Raw genomic sequence first — 16592 nt, 5'->3', positions numbered from 1 at the left:
CCTTGCTGTTATCTCGGAGAAGATGGTGCATCCGGGAGGATTCGAACCTCCGACCGCTCGGTTCGTAGCCGAGTACTCTATCCAGCTGAGCTACGGATGCAAAATGGCGGTGAGGCGGGGATTCGAACCCCGGATGCAGCTTTTGACCGCATACTCCCTTAGCAGGGGAGCGCCTTCAGCCTCTCGGCCACCTCACCACACAACGCCTCTTTCGAGTGCTCCGAGTAACTCATTAAGAGCTTCTCGTCGCTGCGTGGCGCATATATTACTTTCTGGGACTTATAAGTCAAACAATTTTCCAAAAGCTTTTATCGTTTGCACAAATCACACGCAATTCGCATGCAAAAGCTGCAAAGAGGGTGTTTTATAAGCGGATTTTGCAGGCATCTTCTCAGAAAACTGATGACAGAATAGTGATGTTAAGGCGAGTTAAAGGTAAGAGAGTGGTTAAAAACAGAGCGATTGAAATTAAACGGTAACTTTAAGCAGGAAAAATGGCGGGAGAGGTTGCGTCTCGCCCGACAGCGAGACGCGACAATATCAGTAACTGGACTGCTGGGATTTTTCAGCCTGGATACGCTGGTAGATCTCTTCACGGTGGACAGATACTTCTTTAGGAGCGTTTACACCAATACGTACCTGGTTACCCTTTACCCCTAAAACTGTCACGGTGACCTCATCCCCAATCATGAGGGTCTCACCAACTCGACGAGTCAGAATCAGCATTCTTTGCTCCTTGAAAGATTAAAAGAGTCGGGTCTCTTGTATCCCGGCATTATCCATCATATAACGCCAAAAAGTAAGCGATGACAAACACGTAAAGTGTAAGCAGTCACGGCATCACATTCTGTTAAACGTAAGTTTAGCCGATATACACAAACTCAACCTGACTTTATCGTTATCGATAGCGCAGTGAACAAGACGCCATAACGTTACCGCTATGGCGTCTGCTTGTGCTTTGTAGTTATTACAGTTTCGCGCTCACCCAGCTTTCAACACTGGCCAATGCCGCAGGAAGTGCCGCCGCATCCGTACCACCGGCTTGCGCCATGTCCGGACGACCGCCACCCTTACCGCCCACCTGCTGGGCGACCATACCAATCAGTTCCCCTGCTTTTACGCGGTCGGTCACATCCTTAGAGACGCCCGCAATCAGAGAAACCTTACCTTCTGCCACTGTCGCCAGCACGATAACTGTGGAACCGAGCTGGTTCTTCAGATCGTCGACCATAGTACGCAGCATCTTAGGCTCAACGCCCGCCAGATCGCTGACCAGCAGTTTGACACCCTTAATGTCTACAGCTTTGCTGGAGAGGTTTGCACTCTCCTGCGCCGCAGCCTGCTCTTTCAGCTGCTGCAGCTCTTTTTCCAGCTGACGCGTACGATCCAGCGCAACGCGCACTTTCTCGCCCAGGTTCTGGCTATCACCTTTCAACAACTGCGCGATGTCGTGCAGCTGATCGCTCTGCGCATGCAGGCTGGCAATCGCGCCTTCACCGGTAACCGCTTCAATACGACGCACGCCCGCCGCCGTTCCTGATTCGGAAACAATGCGGAACAGACCAATGTCGCCGGTACGGGAGGCATGCGTCCCGCCGCAGAGCTCAGTCGAGAAGTCGCCCATGCTCAGCACGCGAACGCGGTCGTCATATTTCTCGCCAAACAGTGCCATCGCGCCTTTCTTCTTCGCCGCCTCGAGATCCATGATATGGGTTTCGATTGGCAGGTTACGACGGATCTGCGCATTCACCAGATCTTCCACCGCGCGGATTTCTGACGGCTTCATCGCTTCAAAATGAGAGAAGTCGAAGCGCAGCACTTTATCGTTAACCAGAGAACCTTTCTGTGCAACGTGCGTTCCCAGAACTTCACGCAGGGCAGCGTGCATCAGGTGCGTAGCTGAGTGGTTCAGACGAATGCGCGCACGACGAGCTTCATCAACGTTCGCCTGGACACCCTCGCCCACCTTCAGAGAACCGGCAGTCAGTTTGCCCTGATGGCCAATCGCCTGACCGTATTTCTGCGTGTCGCTTACGCTGAAGCTGAAACCGTTGCCTTTCAGTTCGCCTTTATCGCCAACCTGGCCGCCGGATTCTGCGTAGAACGGCGTTTTGTCCAGAATGACAACCGCATCCTGACCCGCGTTGATGCTGTCTACGGCTTTACCGTCAACAAACAGGGCGGTCACTTTGCCAGTCAGTTCCAGATTTTCGTAGCCTTTGAATTCTGATGCGCCATCAACGCGGATCATCGCGTTGTAGTCAGCACCAAAACCGCTGGACTCGCGCGCACGGCGGCGCTGCTCTTCCATTGCGGCTTCAAAGCCTGCTTCGTCTACTTTGATGTTACGCTCACGGCAAACGTCCGCCGTCAGGTCAACCGGGAAACCGTAGGTGTCGTACAGGCGGAAAGCGGTTTCGCCGTCCAGCGTATCGCCCTTAAGTTTCGCCAGCTCTTCATCCAGCAGCGCCAGTCCGCGCTCCAGAGTACGAGCAAACTGCTCTTCTTCCGTTTTCAGAACCTGCTCAACCTGCGCCTGCTGACGTTTCAGCTCATCACCGGCTGCGCCCATCACGCCAATCAGTGGCCCAACGAGTTTATAGAAGAAGGTGTCCTTCGCGCCCAGCATGTTGCCGTGACGGATAGCACGACGAATGATACGACGCAGCACATAGCCACGGTTTTCATTCGACGGGATCACGCCGTCGGCAATCAGGAACGCGCAGGAACGGATGTGGTCTGCAATAACGCGCAGCGATTTGTTGTTCAGATCGGTTGCACCCGTCACTTGCGCAACGGCTTTAATCAGGGTGCTGAACAGGTCAATTTCGTAGTTGGAGTTAACGTGCTGCAGAACAGCCGCGATACGCTCCAGACCCATACCGGTATCAACGGACGGTTTCGGCAGCGGCTCCATCGTACCGTCAGCCTGACGGTTGAACTGCATGAAGACGATGTTCCAGATCTCAATGTAGCGATCGCCGTCTTCTTCCGGGCTACCTGGAGGACCACCCCAGATATGGTCGCCGTGATCGTAGAAGATCTCGGTGCACGGACCGCAAGGGCCGGTATCGCCCATCTGCCAGAAGTTGTCAGACGCATAAGGTGCGCCTTTGTTATCACCGATGCGAATAATACGCTCGCGCGGGATACCAACCTCTTTTTCCCAGATTTCGTAGGCTTCGTCATCGGTTTCATAGACGGTAACCCACAGACGATCTTTCGGCAGGTTGAACCAGTTTTCACCGGTCAGCAGTTCCCACGCATATTGAATGGCATCGTGTTTGAAATAGTCGCCGAAGCTGAAGTTACCCAGCATTTCGAAGAACGTGTGGTGACGCGCGGTGTAACCGACGTTTTCCAGGTCGTTGTGTTTACCGCCCGCACGCACGCAACGCTGTGAGGTTGTGGCGCGGGAATAATTACGTTTGTCGAGACCAAGGAACACATCCTTGAACTGGTTCATCCCGGCGTTGGTAAACAGCAGAGTCGGATCGTTGTTCGGTACCAGGGAGCTGCTGGCAACTACCTGATGTCCCTTACTATGGAAAAAATCGAGAAACGCCTGACGGATCTCAGCGGTGCTCTTGCTCATAATTATCCTGAAATCAAGCTAACGAAATGTCGTAGCAAGCCTGTATCGGTAAAACGTTGGACAGACCAGCTACTGGAAAAAGTGGGAATAAGATAAGTTTTCTTTAGTGGGAAGTAAAATCCCGCATGCGTTCAATCCGCAAAATTACGCCAGATATCCTGAATATCTTCCATCAGAAAGCCGCGGTAGAGCAAAAAGCGCTGGATTTTAACTTTTTCTGAAAATTCACGTGGCAAGGGTTCGCCGTACTTGCGAATGGCCTGTTCTTTTGCCAGCGCGCACCAGTCTGTGTCGCATTCGCGCATGGCCTTTTCAATGGTTTCACGGGCGACCCCTTTCTGGTTCAGCTCCTGGCGGATACGCGCGGGGCCATATCCTTTGCGGCCACGGCTGGCAAGAAACCGGGAAGCGAAACGCTCGTCATCCAGATAGCGGTGCTCATAGCACCAGGCAATGACGCGGTCGTAATCTTCCGCAGTCGCATCAATCTCTTCCGGCCCGTTTTTACTCATGACGGGGGCCGACAGTTTTCGCCGCAACTCCTGTTCGCTGTGGTCACGGACGGCAAGAATGCGCACCGCACGGTCCAGTAAGCGTGCATAGGCAGGACGGCGTGAAGTCGATTCACTCATAAAAAACCTGCTGATTCAGAAATGCAAAAAGGGCCGCATTAGCAGCCCTTCATCTTTAAACGAGAGAATTAGAAATCTTCGTTGGTTTCTTCAGCACCCGCGTTATCCACCACGAAATCAGGCGTACCGTCCTGGTTGTTCAGCAGAAGCTCACGCACTTTCTTCTCAATTTCTTTCGCCGCAGCCGGGTTCTCTTTCAGCCAGGAGATTGCATTTGCTTTACCCTGACCAATCTTGTCGCCGTTGTAGCTGTACCATGCGCCCGCTTTTTCAATCAGCTTCTCTTTCACGCCCAGGTCAACCAGTTCGCCGTAGAAGTTGATACCTTCACCGTAGAGGATCTGGAATTCAGCCTGTTTGAACGGCGCTGCGATTTTGTTCTTCACAACCTTCACGCGGGTTTCGCTACCCACCACGTTTTCACCCTCTTTCACCGCGCCGATACGGCGGATATCCAGACGGACAGAAGCGTAGAATTTCAGCGCGTTACCACCGGTAGTGGTTTCCGGGTTACCGAACATCACACCAATTTTCATACGGATCTGGTTGATGAAGATCAGCAGCGTGTTGGACTGCTTCAGGTTACCGGCCAGCTTACGCATTGCCTGGCTCATCATACGTGCCGCGAGGCCCATGTGAGAGTCACCAATTTCGCCTTCGATTTCAGCTTTTGGCGTCAGAGCGGCAACGGAGTCGACCACGATAACGTCAACCGCACCGGAACGTGCCAGCGCGTCACAAATTTCCAGCGCCTGCTCACCGGTGTCCGGCTGAGAACACAGCAGGTTGTCGATATCAACGCCCAGCTTACGAGCATAAACAGGGTCCAGCGCGTGCTCGGCATCGATAAACGCACAGGTTTTACCTTCACGCTGTGCCGCAGCGATAACCTGCAGCGTCAGGGTTGTTTTACCTGAGGACTCGGGCCCGTAGATTTCTACGATACGGCCCATTGGCAGGCCGCCAGCGCCCAGCGCGATATCCAGAGAAAGCGAACCGGTGGAGATAGTTTCCACATCCATGGAACGGTCTTCACCCAGGCGCATGATGGAGCCTTTACCGAATTGCTTTTCGATCTGGCCCAGTGCTGCCGCCAACGCTTTCTGTTTGTTTTCGTCGATAGCCATTATTACTCCTGTCATGCCGGGAGAAGCGACTGTGCTTCACCGTGGATTTCTGTTCTGTTGGTGCAATTATACTGTATGGTCATACAGTATCAAGTATTTTGTAGAAATTGTTGCCAGAGCGTTTTTAACGCATAAACGGTTGCCTGACGACGCACGCTTTCGCGATCGCCGCTAAAGCACTCCCGGCGGGTGATCCCTTCACCTCTGGCGGTAGCAAAACCAAACCAGACGGTGCCGACAGGCTTCACGTCACTGCCCCCGTCCGGGCCCGCGATGCCGCTAATCGATATTGCATAATCCGCGCGCGCCTCTTTGAGCGCACCAATAGCCATCTCAATCACCACCGGCTCGCTGACCGCGCCATGCTGTTCGAGCGTAGATTCCCGCACGCCGATCATTTGCGCTTTAGCTTCATTACTGTAGGTCACAAAACCACGTTCAAACCAGGCGGAACTGCCGGCAATATCGGTAATCGCTTTCGCCACCCAGCCGCCGGTGCAGGACTCCGCGGTGGTGAGGGTCGCCCCGCGTTGCTTAAGCGCCAGCCCTACCACTTCGCTAAGCTGCATCAATTCATGGTCAGTCATTCTCGCTCCAGGCCTTAGAAAAACATGCAGCACAAGATAGCACTTTCTCGTCAGATATGGGGATGCGCTGCAGGATTTACGAGGGGGCTTCAGAAAAAAGCCGATGCGAGCGCACCGGCGGTGGCGAGGATTATTTCATGCTGTCAGCGAGGGTATCAACATTGTGGCGGAACGCCTTAATGTAGGTCTCTGCCACGCCCCCTTTTGCCGAGAGCGCTTCCGGGTAAAGCTCGCCTCCCGGCTGCGCGCCGGTAGCTGTAGCAATCTGTTTAACCAGCCGCGGGTCGAGCTGGTTTTCCATAAACCAGGTTTTCACGCCGTCCGCTTTAATCTGATTAATGATCTCAGCGACCTGTGCCGCGCTGGCCTCGCTCTCTGATGACAACCCCTGGGGCGCCATAAACGTCACCCCGTAGGCGCGGCTGAAATAGCCGAACGCGTCATGGCTGGTCAGCACTTTACGTTTCACCAGCGGGATCTGGCTAAAACGCGTTTTGGCCCAGCTATCCAGCTGCTTAAGCTGCGCGATGTACGGTTTTCCGGTCGCTTCCAGCGCGGTTTTATCTTCTGGGTCGGCTTTCACCAGCCCGTTGAGAATATTTTGCGCGTACAGCGCCCCGTTCGCCGCGCTGTTCCAGGCGTGCGGGTCAGTGACGGTTTTGCCCTCTTCTTCGAGGGTATGCGTCTGCACACCACGCGACGCCACCACCAGCTGGCCTTTGAACCCGGAGGCTTTCACCAGGCGATCCAGCCACCCTTCCAGTCCCAGACCATTGACCACCACAACATCTGCCTTGCTTAGCGCCGCGCTATCTTTTGGCGAGGGCTCGAAGGTATGCGGATCGCCGTCCGGCCCCACCAGCGTTGTGACGTTCACATGGTCACCGCCCACCTCCCGGGTCATATCCCCCAGAATGGAAAAGCTGGTCACCACATTGAGCGTTTTCGCCATCACCGTTTGCGACATCATCCCCAGCGCGAGCGCCACTACGAATCCCGTACGTTTCATCGTTTCCCCTTGCGTTAAAAAAGCGCACGCAGGCTGCCAGCCAGCCTGCTGCGCGTGCCAAATAAAATGGAAATAAAGAACAGCGCGCTGGCGGTAAGCACGATGGATGGCCCCGCGGGCAGGCTGGCGGCCCAGGAGAGACTGAGTCCGAGCCACGCGCAGAAAATACCGCTGATACCCGCCATCAATAGCAGTCCGGGTAAGGTGCGTGCCCAGCAGCGTGCCGCTACCGCAGGGAGCATCATCAGCCCGACCGCCATCAACGTGCCAAGCACCTGAAAACCGGCAACGAGGTTAAGCACCAGCAGCGCCAGAAACAGGCCGTGTAATAAGCCGGGAACATGGCGGGCGTTTACCTGCAGCCAGGCGGTGTCAAAGGCCTCGGTCACCAGCCCACGGTAGAAAATCGCCAGCGTGATAAGGGTGAACATGCAAACGCCTGCCACAAACAGCGCGGCATCGTTATCCACCGCCAGGATGGAGCCAAACAGCAGGTGCAGAAGATCGACGCTCGAACCGCGCAGTGATACCAGCGTGACGCCCAGCGCCAGCGAGCCAAGATAGAACCCGGCAAAACTGGCGTCCTCTTTAAGCGGCGTTCGACGGCTGACCAGCCCGGCCACCAGCGCCACGGTAATACCGGCAATAAAGCCTCCCACGCTCATGGCCAGCAGCGACATACCGCTGAGCAAATACCCCACGGCGACGCCGGGCAAAATGGCGTGAGAGAGGGCATCGCCCATCAGACTCATCCGGCGCAGCTGAAGGAAAACGCCCAGAGCAGTGGTACTGACGGACAACGCCAGGCAAACCACCAGCGCGCGGCGCATAAAGCCATACTCAATAAAAGGCTGAAAAAAGATATGCCAGATCATGCCACCCTCACCCGCTCGGTTTTCCACTGGGGAATGTCAGCGTCCAGCCGTAACGTCTGCGGGAAGTGGCGCGATACACGCTCGCTGTCGTGCAGCACCGCAAGCACCGTTTGCCCCTGCATATACATTTCCAGCATCAGGTCCATCAGCACATTGCAGGTGGCTTCATCAACGCCGGTAAAGGGCTCATCGAGCATGACCAGCGGCGCCTGCTGCACTAATACCCGCGCGAACAGCATGCGCTGAAACTGACCGCCTGAGAGCTCATCAATGGTCGTTAGCGCCATCGTTCCAAGCCCCACCCGCTCAAGCGCACCGGCAATGCGCAGCCGCATTTCACGGCGAAGGCCAGAAAAAAGCGACGCTTCAGGCCAGCAGCCCATGCTGACCACATCCTGCACGGTTAGCGGAAATTGCGCCTCCAGGGCATGACGCTGTGCCAGCCAGCCCATTACGGGGCGTTTTTTCTGCCAGTGAAAACGGCCGCTTACCGGCGGGATAAACCCGGCGAGGGTTTTCAGAAGCGTTGATTTACCGCAGCCGTTGGCCCCGAGGATGGCGGTCATGCTCCCGCATTCAATCACCCCGGACAGAGGACGCGTGACCGGCTCGCGATCGTAACCCGCCGTAAGTTGGTTCATTACAATCATGGCAATGCCACCGCCCAGCACACGGCCAGTCCGATAAAGACAATCAGCGCCAGCGCCATCAGAAGCCGGACCGCCGCAGACAGAGAAAAAAAGGAAGTAGACATCTCATCACCACATCAAATGTTATAACATAACAATAATGAAAGATAATGCGGATGTAAATGAGCGAAGATTAACGGGAGTGTGGCGAAATGTTTCTGGATATCAGCCCAACCCTCTCCCGGCGGAAGAGGGTCGAACATCAAGCGTTACTGACTAAACGGCGACGCGGCAGGCACGCGCGCCTGTGACACCGCCAGCCCCAGTTGCCATACGGCCATCGCATAGTGGGTGCTGTGGTTATAGCGGGTGATGGTGTAGAAGTTAGGCAGCCCGTACCAGTACTGATAACCCGTACCGACATCCAGACGCAGCAGGCTCGCCTGTTGCGTATTTCCCAGCGGCTGCGTTGGCGTTAAGCCTGCAGCGGCCAGCTGCGAAACGCTGTAGTTGGTTTTAAAGCCGTTCTCAAGCCCTGGTGCCTGGCCGTTAGCCTGCACCGCCACCTGACCGCCCGGCACCCAGCCGTGCGCTTTAAAGTAGTTCGCCACGCTGCCGATGGCATCCACCGGATCCCACAGGTTGATATGACCATCTCCGTTAAAGTCGACGGCATACTGCTTATAGGAGGACGGCATAAACTGGCCGTAGCCCATCGCACCGGCAAACGAGCCTTTGAGATCTAACGGGTCATCTTGTTCATTACGCGCCATCAGCAGGAAGGTTTCCAGTTCAGACGAGAAATATTCAGCGCGACGCGGGTAGTTAAAGGAGAGCGTCGCCAGCGCATCGAGGATACGGGTTTTGCCCATCACGCGGCCCCAGCGGGTTTCCACGCCGATAATCCCGACGATGATTTCAGGCGGTACGCCATACACCTGCCACGCACGGTTCAGCGCATCTTCATATTGGTTCCAGAAGACCACGCCATTTTGCACGTTATCCGGCGTAATGAACTGTTTGCGATAACGCAGCCATGCGCCATTTGGCCCGGTCGGTACCTGAGCCGTCGGTGCCTGGCGATCCATCAAACGCAGAACATAATCCAGTCGCTTCGCCTGCGACAGAATTTCATGCAGTTGCTGGCGGTCAAAACCGTGTTTGCTCACCATTTTATCGATGAACTGCTCGGCCGCCGGGTTATTCGCAAAGTCGCCGCCCATCTGCATCATATTATGCTGCGGCTCCAGCAGGAATCCTCCGGAAGGCGCGCCAGCCGTTTGCTGCACGGCTTCGGTCTTGGGTTTGCTACTACAGGCAGACAGCAGAATAAGCGCAGGTAACAACGCTGCATAACGACGCTTGAACATGTGACATCCATTTAACGGGTTCGATAAGAACCCAGTATGGTAAAGCATCCGCAACACCTCAAGGAAGTGGTACGCACCTCCCCCACCAAATCTTTACGCTCCCCATCGCAAATCTGTGCAATTTTCGTCCACCCAAGACTCCCACTGGCAATTAACTTTCAAAATAATCCATTTTTCTTTCATTGTGAGATCTAATTAACACTTTAAAACCTTTCAAAGTGATTATTATTAGCCTCAGTTATACAAAAACAAAAAAGCCCCACAGGAGAGAAGAATGATAGAAACCATCACCCACGGCGCCGAGTGGTTCATCGGGCTGTTTCAGAAAGGCGGAGAAGTGTTCACCGGCATGGTGACCGGGATCCTGCCCCTGCTGATTAGCCTGCTGGTCATCATGAACGCGCTGATTAACTTTATCGGCCAGCAACGCATTGAACGCTTTGCCCAGCGCTGCGCCGGCAATCCGCTGTCCCGTTACCTGGTTCTGCCCTTCATCGGTACGTTTGTTTTTTGCAACCCGATGACGCTGAGCCTCGGCCGCTTTATGCCTGAAAAGTACAAACCAAGCTATTACGCCGCAGCCTCCTACAGCTGCCACTCCATGAATGGCCTGTTCCCGCATATCAACCCCGGCGAGCTGTTTGTCTATCTGGGCATTGCCAGCGGCCTGACCACGCTTGGCCTGCCGCTCGGTCCGCTGGCGGTGAGTTATCTGCTGGTCGGTCTGGTCACCAACTTTTTCCGCGGCTGGGTCACGGACCTCACCACCGCCATTTTCGAGAAGAAAATGGGTATCCAGCTTGAACAGAAAGTCCATCTTTCAGGAGCCGCAGCATGAGCCGTATTCGCATTGAAAAAGGAACGGGTGGCTGGGGCGGCCCGCTGGAATTCGACGCCACTGAAGGCAAAAAAATCGTCTATATCACCGCAGGCACACGTCCGGCCATTGTCGACAAACTGCGTGAGCTGACCGGCTGGGAAGCGGTCGACGGCTTCAAAGAGGGCGAACCGCCTGAAGCGGAAATTGGCGTGGCGGTGATCGACTGCGGCGGCACGCTGCGCTGCGGCATCTACCCCAAGCGGCGTATTCCTACCGTGAATATCCATTCCACCGGTAAATCAGGTCCGCTGGCGCAGTACATCCTGGAGGACATTTATGTCTCCGGCGTGAAGGAGGAAAACATTCACCTGGCACAAGGGTCTGCTGCTCCTCAGAAAGCGGCCCCGCGTGATTACGACACGAGTAAAAAAATCACCGAACAGAGTGACGGCCTGCTGGCAAAAGTCGGAATGGGGATGGGCTCTGCCGTGGCCGTGCTGTTCCAGTCCGGGCGCGACACCATCGACACGGTGCTGAAAACCATTCTGCCGTTTATGGCATTCGTTTCGGCGCTGATCGGCATCATCATGGCCTCGGGTCTGGGCGACTGGATTGCCCACGGCCTCGCCCCGCTGGCGAGCCACCCGCTCGGGTTGGTGACGCTGGCGCTGATCTGCTCCTTCCCGCTGCTGTCGCCGTTTCTCGGCCCAGGCGCGGTCATTGCGCAGGTTATCGGCGTGCTGATTGGCGTGCAGATTGGCCTTGGCAACATTCCCCCGCATCTGGCTCTGCCCGCCCTGTTTGCCATTAACGCCCAGGCGGCGTGTGATTTCATTCCTGTCGGGCTGTCGCTGGCAGAAGCGCGCCAGGACACCGTGCGCGTTGGCGTGCCGTCTGTACTGGTCAGCCGTTTCCTGACCGGCGCACCGACGGTGCTGATTGCCTGGTTTGTCTCCGGCTTTATTTACCAATAAGAGGTTCCTGTGATGACCGTAATTTACCAGACCACCATCACCCGCATTGGCCAGAGCGCGGCCGATGCGCTCAGCGACAAGATGCTGATTACCTTCCGCGAAGGTGCGCCCGCGGATATCGAAGAGTTTTGCTTTATCCACTGTCACGGCGAGATGAACGGTGAGCTGAAGGCCGGGAGCCAGCTGGAGTTGGGCGACGCGCGCTACGCCGTGACCGCCGTCGGCGACGTGGCCGGACAAAACCTGCGGGAGCTCGGCCATATCACTTTGCGTTTTGATGGCCAGCCGCAGGCGGAATATCCCGGTACGGTTCATGTGGATGGCCCGGTTCCGCAGGCTGTCACCCCAGGCTGCACGTTGAAGTTTGTTGCGTAATTTAAGGAGAAAGATATGAGTCAGGTTGCCGTTGTCATTGGTGGGGGACAAACCTTAGGCGAGTTCCTCTGCCGTGGGCTTGCTGCAGAGGGTTACCGCGTGGCGGTAGTGGATATTCAGAGTGAAAAAGCCGCACGCGTGGCGGACACCATCAACACCGAATTGGGTGAAGGGATGGCCTACGGATTTGGTGCTGATGCCACCAGCGAGCAGAGCGTGATGGCGCTGGCCCGCGGCGTGGACGAGATTTTTGGCCGTACCGACCTGCTGGTATACAGCGCAGGAATAGCCAAAGCGGCCTTTATCAGCGATTTCGAACTGGGGGACTTCGACCGCTCCCTGCAGGTTAACCTGGTGGGCTATTTCCTCTGCGCACGCGAGTTTTCCCGTCTGATGATCCGCGATGGCATTCAGGGGCGCATCATCCAGATCAACTCGAAATCGGGCAAAGTGGGCAGCAAACACAACTCCGGTTACAGCGCGGCGAAATTTGGCGGCGTTGGGCTGACGCAATCTCTGGCCCTCGATCTGGCCGAATATGGCATTACCGTTCACTCGCTGATGCTGGGCAACCTGCTGAAATCGCCGATGTTCCAGTCCCTGCTGCCGCAATATGCCACCAAGCTCGGGCTGAAAGAGGAGGAAGTGGAGCAGTATTACATCGACAAAGTGCCGCTGAAGCGCGGCTGCGATTATCAGGACGTGCTGAACATGCTGCTGTTTTATGCCAGCCCCAAAGCCTCTTACTGCACCGGGCAGTCCATTAATGTCACCGGCGGGCAGGTGATGTTCTGATCGAACACGCTGATGCCCGTATCCCCCTCTCCTTCGGGAGAGGGAACAACAAGGAGCTCGTATGGTTACCGCATTCATTACCGTCGCCGCCATCGCCTGGATGTGTCAGCTGATCTTTGGCGGCTGGCAAATCCGCCAGTTTAACCGCGCGTTTGATGCCCTGTGTCAGAAAGGGCGCGTGGGCGTCGGGCGTTCCGGCGGGCGTTTCAAACCGCGCGTGGTGGTTGCCATTGCGCTGGACGAACACAATAGGGTCTGCGATTCCCTCATCATGCGCGGGATGACCGTTTTTGCCCGCCCGGCGAAAATCCAGGCGATTAACGGGATATCGCTGCAGGAATTACAACCCGATGTGATCTTTCCCCATGATTCGCTCTGTCAGAATGCTCTATCATTAGCGCTTAATCTGAAACATGGATAATTTCGTTGTGAACGCGATAAGCTTGCGAAATTATCATTTCGCAACCTAAGGAATTGAGCGCCTATGAAACCACGTCAGCGTCAGGCGGCCATTCTGGAGCATCTGCAAAAGCAGGGAAAATGCTCGGTAGAAGAACTGGCCCACTACTTTGACACCACCGGCACGACAATACGAAAGGATCTGGTATTGCTCGAAAACTCTGGTGCAGTCATCCGAACCTACGGCGGCGTGATGCTCAACAAAGATGAAGCCGACCCGCCTATCGATCACAAAACGCTGATCAATACTCACCAGAAAGCGCTGATTGCCGAGGCCGCCGTAAAATTTATCCATGATGGCGACTCCATTATCCTTGATGCAGGCAGCACCGTGCTGCAGATGATCCCGATGCTCAGCCGCTTTAACAACATCACGGTGATGACCAACAGTCTGCACATCGTTAACGCCCTGTCGGAGTTCGACAGCGAGCAAACCATTCTGATGCCCGGCGGGACGTTCCGTAAAAAATCTGCGTCGTTTCACGGTCAACTGGCGGAAAACGCCTTTGAACACTTCAGCTTTGATAAACTCTTTATGGGCACGGACGGTATCGATTTGAACGCCGGCGTGACGACCTTTAACGAGGTGTTCAGCGTCAGCAAAGCGATGTGCAACGCCGCGCGCGAAGTGATTTTGATGGCAGACTCGTCGAAGTTTGGCCGTAAAAGTCCCAACATTGTCTGCAGCCTTGAAAGCGTCGATAAGCTCATTACCGACGCAGGTATCGACCCGGCGTTCAAAAAAGCGCTGGAAGAGAAAGGGATCGACGTGATTGTAACCGGAGAGAGAGATGAGTGATTTTCTGTTAAACGCAGGCCGCCAGACCCTGATGCTGGAGCTGCAGGAAGCCAGCCGCCTGCCGGAACGTCTGGGCGAGGATTTTGTGCGCGCGGCAAACACCATTATCCAGTGCGAAGGTAAAGTGGTGGTCTCCGGGATCGGCAAGTCCGGTCATATCGGCAAAAAGATTGCCGCTACGCTTGCCAGCACCGGCACACCGGCGTTCTTCGTGCATCCGGCTGAAGCGCTGCACGGCGATCTGGGGATGATTGAAAGCCGCGACGTGATGCTGTTTATCTCCTACTCCGGTTCGGCCAAAGAGCTGGATCTCATCATCCCGCGTCTGCAGGAAAAATCGGTCGCGCTGCTGGCGATGACCGGTAAATCCCGCTCACCGCTGGCACTGGCGGCCAAGGCCACGCTTGATATCTCCGTTGAGCGCGAAGCCTGCCCGATGCACCTCGCCCCCACCTCCAGCACCGTAAATACGCTGATGATGGGCGACGCGCTGGCAATGGCGGTAATGCAGGCACGCGGCTTTAACGAAGAAGATTTTGCCCGCTCGCACCCGGCGGGCGCGCTCGGTGCGCGACTGCTCAATAAAGTTCATCATCTGATGCGGACCGACGAGGCCATTCCGCAGGTCAAACTCAACACCAGCGTAATGGATGCGATGCTGGAACTGAGCCGCACCGGGCTGGGTCTGGTAGCGGTGTGCGATGAAACCGGTAGCGTTAAAGGCGTGTTTACCGACGGCGACCTGCGCCGCTGGCTGGTGGGCGGCGGCAAGCTGGAATCCCAGGTTTCGGAAGCGATGACCCGGGGCGGGTTGACCCTGAACGCCGAGAGCCGCGCCATCGAAGCCAAAGAGGTGCTGATGAAACGCAAAATCACCGCCGCGCCGGTGGTGGATGAGCACGGCACGCTGTGCGGCGCCATCAACCTGCAGGATTTCTACCAGGCCGGGATTATTTAACCTTTGAGTCCCAGACGTTTCGCCAGCCGGTGCAGGTTGGCGACGTCCATTTCCAGCGCTCGCGCGCACGCCGCCCAGCTGCGGTTATTCTGCTCCAGCGCGCGGGCGATCGTCTGACGCTGAAACGCTTCTGTTGCTTCCCGCAGGTTCTCATGGGCCATTTCCGGCGCGGCAGGCGTAACGAACGAAGCGGTGTCATCGTGCAATGCGAAATGCCGCGCGTGGATCACCACCTCATCTCCCGAACGTGTCGCCCGCGCCAGCACCACGGCGCGGTGAATCGCATGTTCCAGTTCGCGTACGTTACCCGGCCAGCCGTAGCGCATCAGATGGGCTCGCGCGCCGGGGCTTAATACCACGCGGGAAAGGCCCATTCGTAACCGACATTGCTCGCAGAAAAAACCCGCCAGCAGCACCACATCGTCACCGCGCTCGCGTAGCGGCGGCACGGTAAGCGGAAACACGCTCAGACGATGGTACAGGTCAGCGCGAAAATTCCCGGCCAACACCTCTTCGCGCAGGTCGCGGTTGGTTGCCGCCAGCACACGCACGTTGACTCTCAGGCTGCGATCGTCGCCGACGCGCTGAATATCGCCGTACTGCAGGACGCGCAGCAGTTTGGCCTGAAGTGACAGTGACAGTTCGCCAATTTCATCAAGGAACAACGTGCCGTTATCCGCCATTTCGAATTTGCCGCTGCGGTTGCTGATCGCCCCGGTAAACGCCCCTTTGACGTGACCAAACAGTTCACTTTCCGCCACGCTTTCCGGCAGCGCGGCGCAGTTGAGGTACACCAGCGGGTTGACCGCGCGCGGCGAGGCTTCGTGGATGCCCTTCGCCACCAGCTCTTTACCGGTGCCGGTTTCCCCGAAAATCAGCACGTTTAAATCCGAGGCCGCCACGATATCGATCTCTTTTTTTAGCTGCACCATCCCCGGTGACAGCCCAATCATCTCCGTGTGTGCCACCGGTTCAAACGCCGACGGGCTGCCGGGAAGGATGTTCTGGCTCTCCAGCTGTTCGATCAGCAGCGCGTTATTCAGCGCACCGGCGGCCAGCGCGGCAATCAGCCGCAGCTCTTCATCGCTAAAGGTGTCGAACTGATCCGGCGACAGGCCGTCGAGGGTTAATGCCCCAATCAGGTTTTGTCCGGCAAACAGCGGCAGACCGATACAGGCATGAACTTTCAGGCTCTCCTGCCCCGGGATCAGCCCGTCGTAAGGGTCGGGCAAATCACTGTCCGCCGGAAAGCGCACCACGTCACCGGCCCGGGCGATGGTTTCCAGACGCGGATGGCCTTCCAGGGAGAAGCGTCGCCCAAGAACGTCCTGCGCCAGCCCGTCGATAGCCAGCGGAATAAACTGCCGGGCGTCGTAGCGCAGCAGTGCCGACGCATCGCACGCCAGCACCTGGCGCAGCGTCGAAATCAGCCGCTGAAAACGGTCCTGATGACCGATACCGGTTTGCAGTTCAATGGCAATTTTTGCCAGTACGTCCACGGAAAAGCTCATCTGCGCCTCACTGTCATTTTGACCATTCATATTGTCACAATGACCATAAATCAGATAGTCATATTGACTACCCATTA

At 56.2% G+C, this 16592-nt stretch carries 17 protein-coding genes and 2 tRNA genes; 7 read left to right on the top strand and 12 right to left on the bottom strand.

The window, feature by feature from the left end; translation table 11 throughout:
* Window positions 1-23: 23 nt before the first annotated feature.
* The 11 genes from L466_RS15980 to mltB form a co-directional block, all read right to left on the bottom strand.
* Window positions 24-100 (bottom strand) — tRNA-Arg (locus L466_RS15980).
* A 4-nt stretch (window positions 101-104) separates the two neighbouring features.
* Window positions 105-197: transfer RNA gene (locus L466_RS15985), tRNA-Ser, on the bottom strand.
* Between the two features lie 343 nt (window positions 198-540).
* A complete protein-coding gene (csrA, locus tag L466_RS15990; RefSeq protein ID WP_000906486.1) occupies window positions 541-726 on the bottom strand; it encodes a carbon storage regulator CsrA in 186 nt (61 codons plus the stop codon).
* Between the two features lie 241 nt (window positions 727-967).
* Window positions 968-3595 carry an alanine--tRNA ligase gene (alaS, locus tag L466_RS15995; RefSeq protein WP_014171332.1) on the bottom strand — a complete coding sequence of 876 codons (2628 nt, stop codon included), beginning with the start codon at window positions 3593-3595 and terminating at the stop codon, window positions 968-970.
* Between the two features lie 131 nt (window positions 3596-3726).
* On the bottom strand, window positions 3727-4227 hold the full coding sequence (gene recX, locus L466_RS16000; protein WP_014171334.1) for a recombination regulator RecX: 501 nt from the start codon (window positions 4225-4227) through the stop codon (window positions 3727-3729).
* Window positions 4228-4295: 68 nt separating this feature from the next.
* Window positions 4296-5354 (bottom strand): recombinase RecA, encoded by a 1059-nt coding sequence (gene recA / locus L466_RS16005; protein WP_020883855.1) that lies wholly within the window; start codon window positions 5352-5354, stop codon window positions 4296-4298.
* Between the two features lie 89 nt (window positions 5355-5443).
* Complete coding sequence (gene pncC / locus L466_RS16010) at window positions 5444-5941, bottom strand: nicotinamide-nucleotide amidase (RefSeq protein ID WP_020883854.1); 498 nt, start codon at window positions 5939-5941, stop codon at window positions 5444-5446.
* Window positions 5942-6071: 130 nt separating this feature from the next.
* Entirely contained in the window at window positions 6072-6950 is an 879-nt protein-coding gene (locus tag L466_RS16015) for a metal ABC transporter substrate-binding protein (protein WP_025203391.1), read from the bottom strand.
* Window positions 6951-6964: 14 nt separating this feature from the next.
* Entirely contained in the window at window positions 6965-7825 is an 861-nt protein-coding gene (locus L466_RS16020; protein WP_020883852.1) for a metal ABC transporter permease, read from the bottom strand.
* Window positions 7822-8475 (bottom strand): metal ABC transporter ATP-binding protein, encoded by a 654-nt coding sequence (locus L466_RS16025; protein WP_025203389.1) that lies wholly within the window; start codon window positions 8473-8475, stop codon window positions 7822-7824. Before L466_RS16025 ends, L466_RS16020 begins: the two co-directional genes overlap by 4 nt.
* Window positions 8476-8723: 248 nt before the next feature.
* On the bottom strand, window positions 8724-9824 hold the full coding sequence (gene mltB, locus L466_RS16030) for a lytic murein transglycosylase B (protein ID WP_025203388.1): 1101 nt from the start codon (window positions 9822-9824) through the stop codon (window positions 8724-8726).
* Window positions 9825-10098: 274 nt separating this feature from the next.
* Here mltB and srlA point away from each other — a divergent pair, with 274 nt between their 5' ends.
* From srlA to gutQ, 7 genes are all read left to right on the top strand, one after another.
* Window positions 10099-10662 (top strand): PTS glucitol/sorbitol transporter subunit IIC, encoded by a 564-nt coding sequence (gene srlA / locus L466_RS16035; RefSeq protein ID WP_014171343.1) that lies wholly within the window; start codon window positions 10099-10101, stop codon window positions 10660-10662.
* On the top strand, window positions 10659-11618 hold the full coding sequence (locus tag L466_RS16040; RefSeq protein ID WP_014171344.1) for a PTS glucitol/sorbitol transporter subunit IIB: 960 nt from the start codon (window positions 10659-10661) through the stop codon (window positions 11616-11618). Before srlA ends, L466_RS16040 begins: the two co-directional genes overlap by 4 nt.
* Window positions 11619-11630: 12 nt before the next feature.
* Window positions 11631-11993: a PTS glucitol/sorbitol transporter subunit IIA gene (gene srlB, locus L466_RS16045; protein WP_020883848.1), complete on the top strand. Its 363-nt coding sequence runs from the start codon at window positions 11631-11633 to the stop codon at window positions 11991-11993.
* 15 nt (window positions 11994-12008) lie between these two features.
* Entirely contained in the window at window positions 12009-12788 is a 780-nt protein-coding gene (srlD, locus tag L466_RS16050; protein ID WP_014171346.1) for a sorbitol-6-phosphate dehydrogenase, read from the top strand.
* 61 nt (window positions 12789-12849) lie between these two features.
* A complete protein-coding gene (gene gutM, locus L466_RS16055) occupies window positions 12850-13209 on the top strand; it encodes a transcriptional regulator GutM (RefSeq protein WP_014171347.1) in 360 nt (119 codons plus the stop codon).
* A 63-nt stretch (window positions 13210-13272) separates the two neighbouring features.
* Window positions 13273-14046, top strand: coding sequence for a glucitol operon DNA-binding transcriptional repressor SrlR (locus L466_RS16060; RefSeq protein WP_014171348.1), 774 nt, complete (start codon window positions 13273-13275; stop codon window positions 14044-14046).
* Window positions 14039-15004 carry an arabinose-5-phosphate isomerase GutQ gene (gutQ, locus tag L466_RS16065; protein WP_014171349.1) on the top strand — a complete coding sequence of 322 codons (966 nt, stop codon included), beginning with the start codon at window positions 14039-14041 and terminating at the stop codon, window positions 15002-15004. The genes L466_RS16060 and gutQ overlap by 8 nt, the downstream gene beginning before the upstream one ends.
* Here gutQ and norR read toward each other — a convergent pair.
* Complete coding sequence (norR, locus tag L466_RS16070; RefSeq protein WP_020883845.1) at window positions 15001-16515, bottom strand: nitric oxide reductase transcriptional regulator NorR; 1515 nt, start codon at window positions 16513-16515, stop codon at window positions 15001-15003. The genes gutQ and norR overlap by 4 nt on opposite strands.
* Between the last annotated feature and the right edge of the window lie 77 nt (window positions 16516-16592).

This window comes from Enterobacter sp. BIDMC 30, from assembly GCF_000534355.1.
Lineage (GTDB): Bacteria > Pseudomonadota > Gammaproteobacteria > Enterobacterales > Enterobacteriaceae > Enterobacter > Enterobacter ludwigii.
Note: the sequence above shows the minus strand (reverse complement) of the source record. Positions and strands in the feature narration are given on the sequence as shown.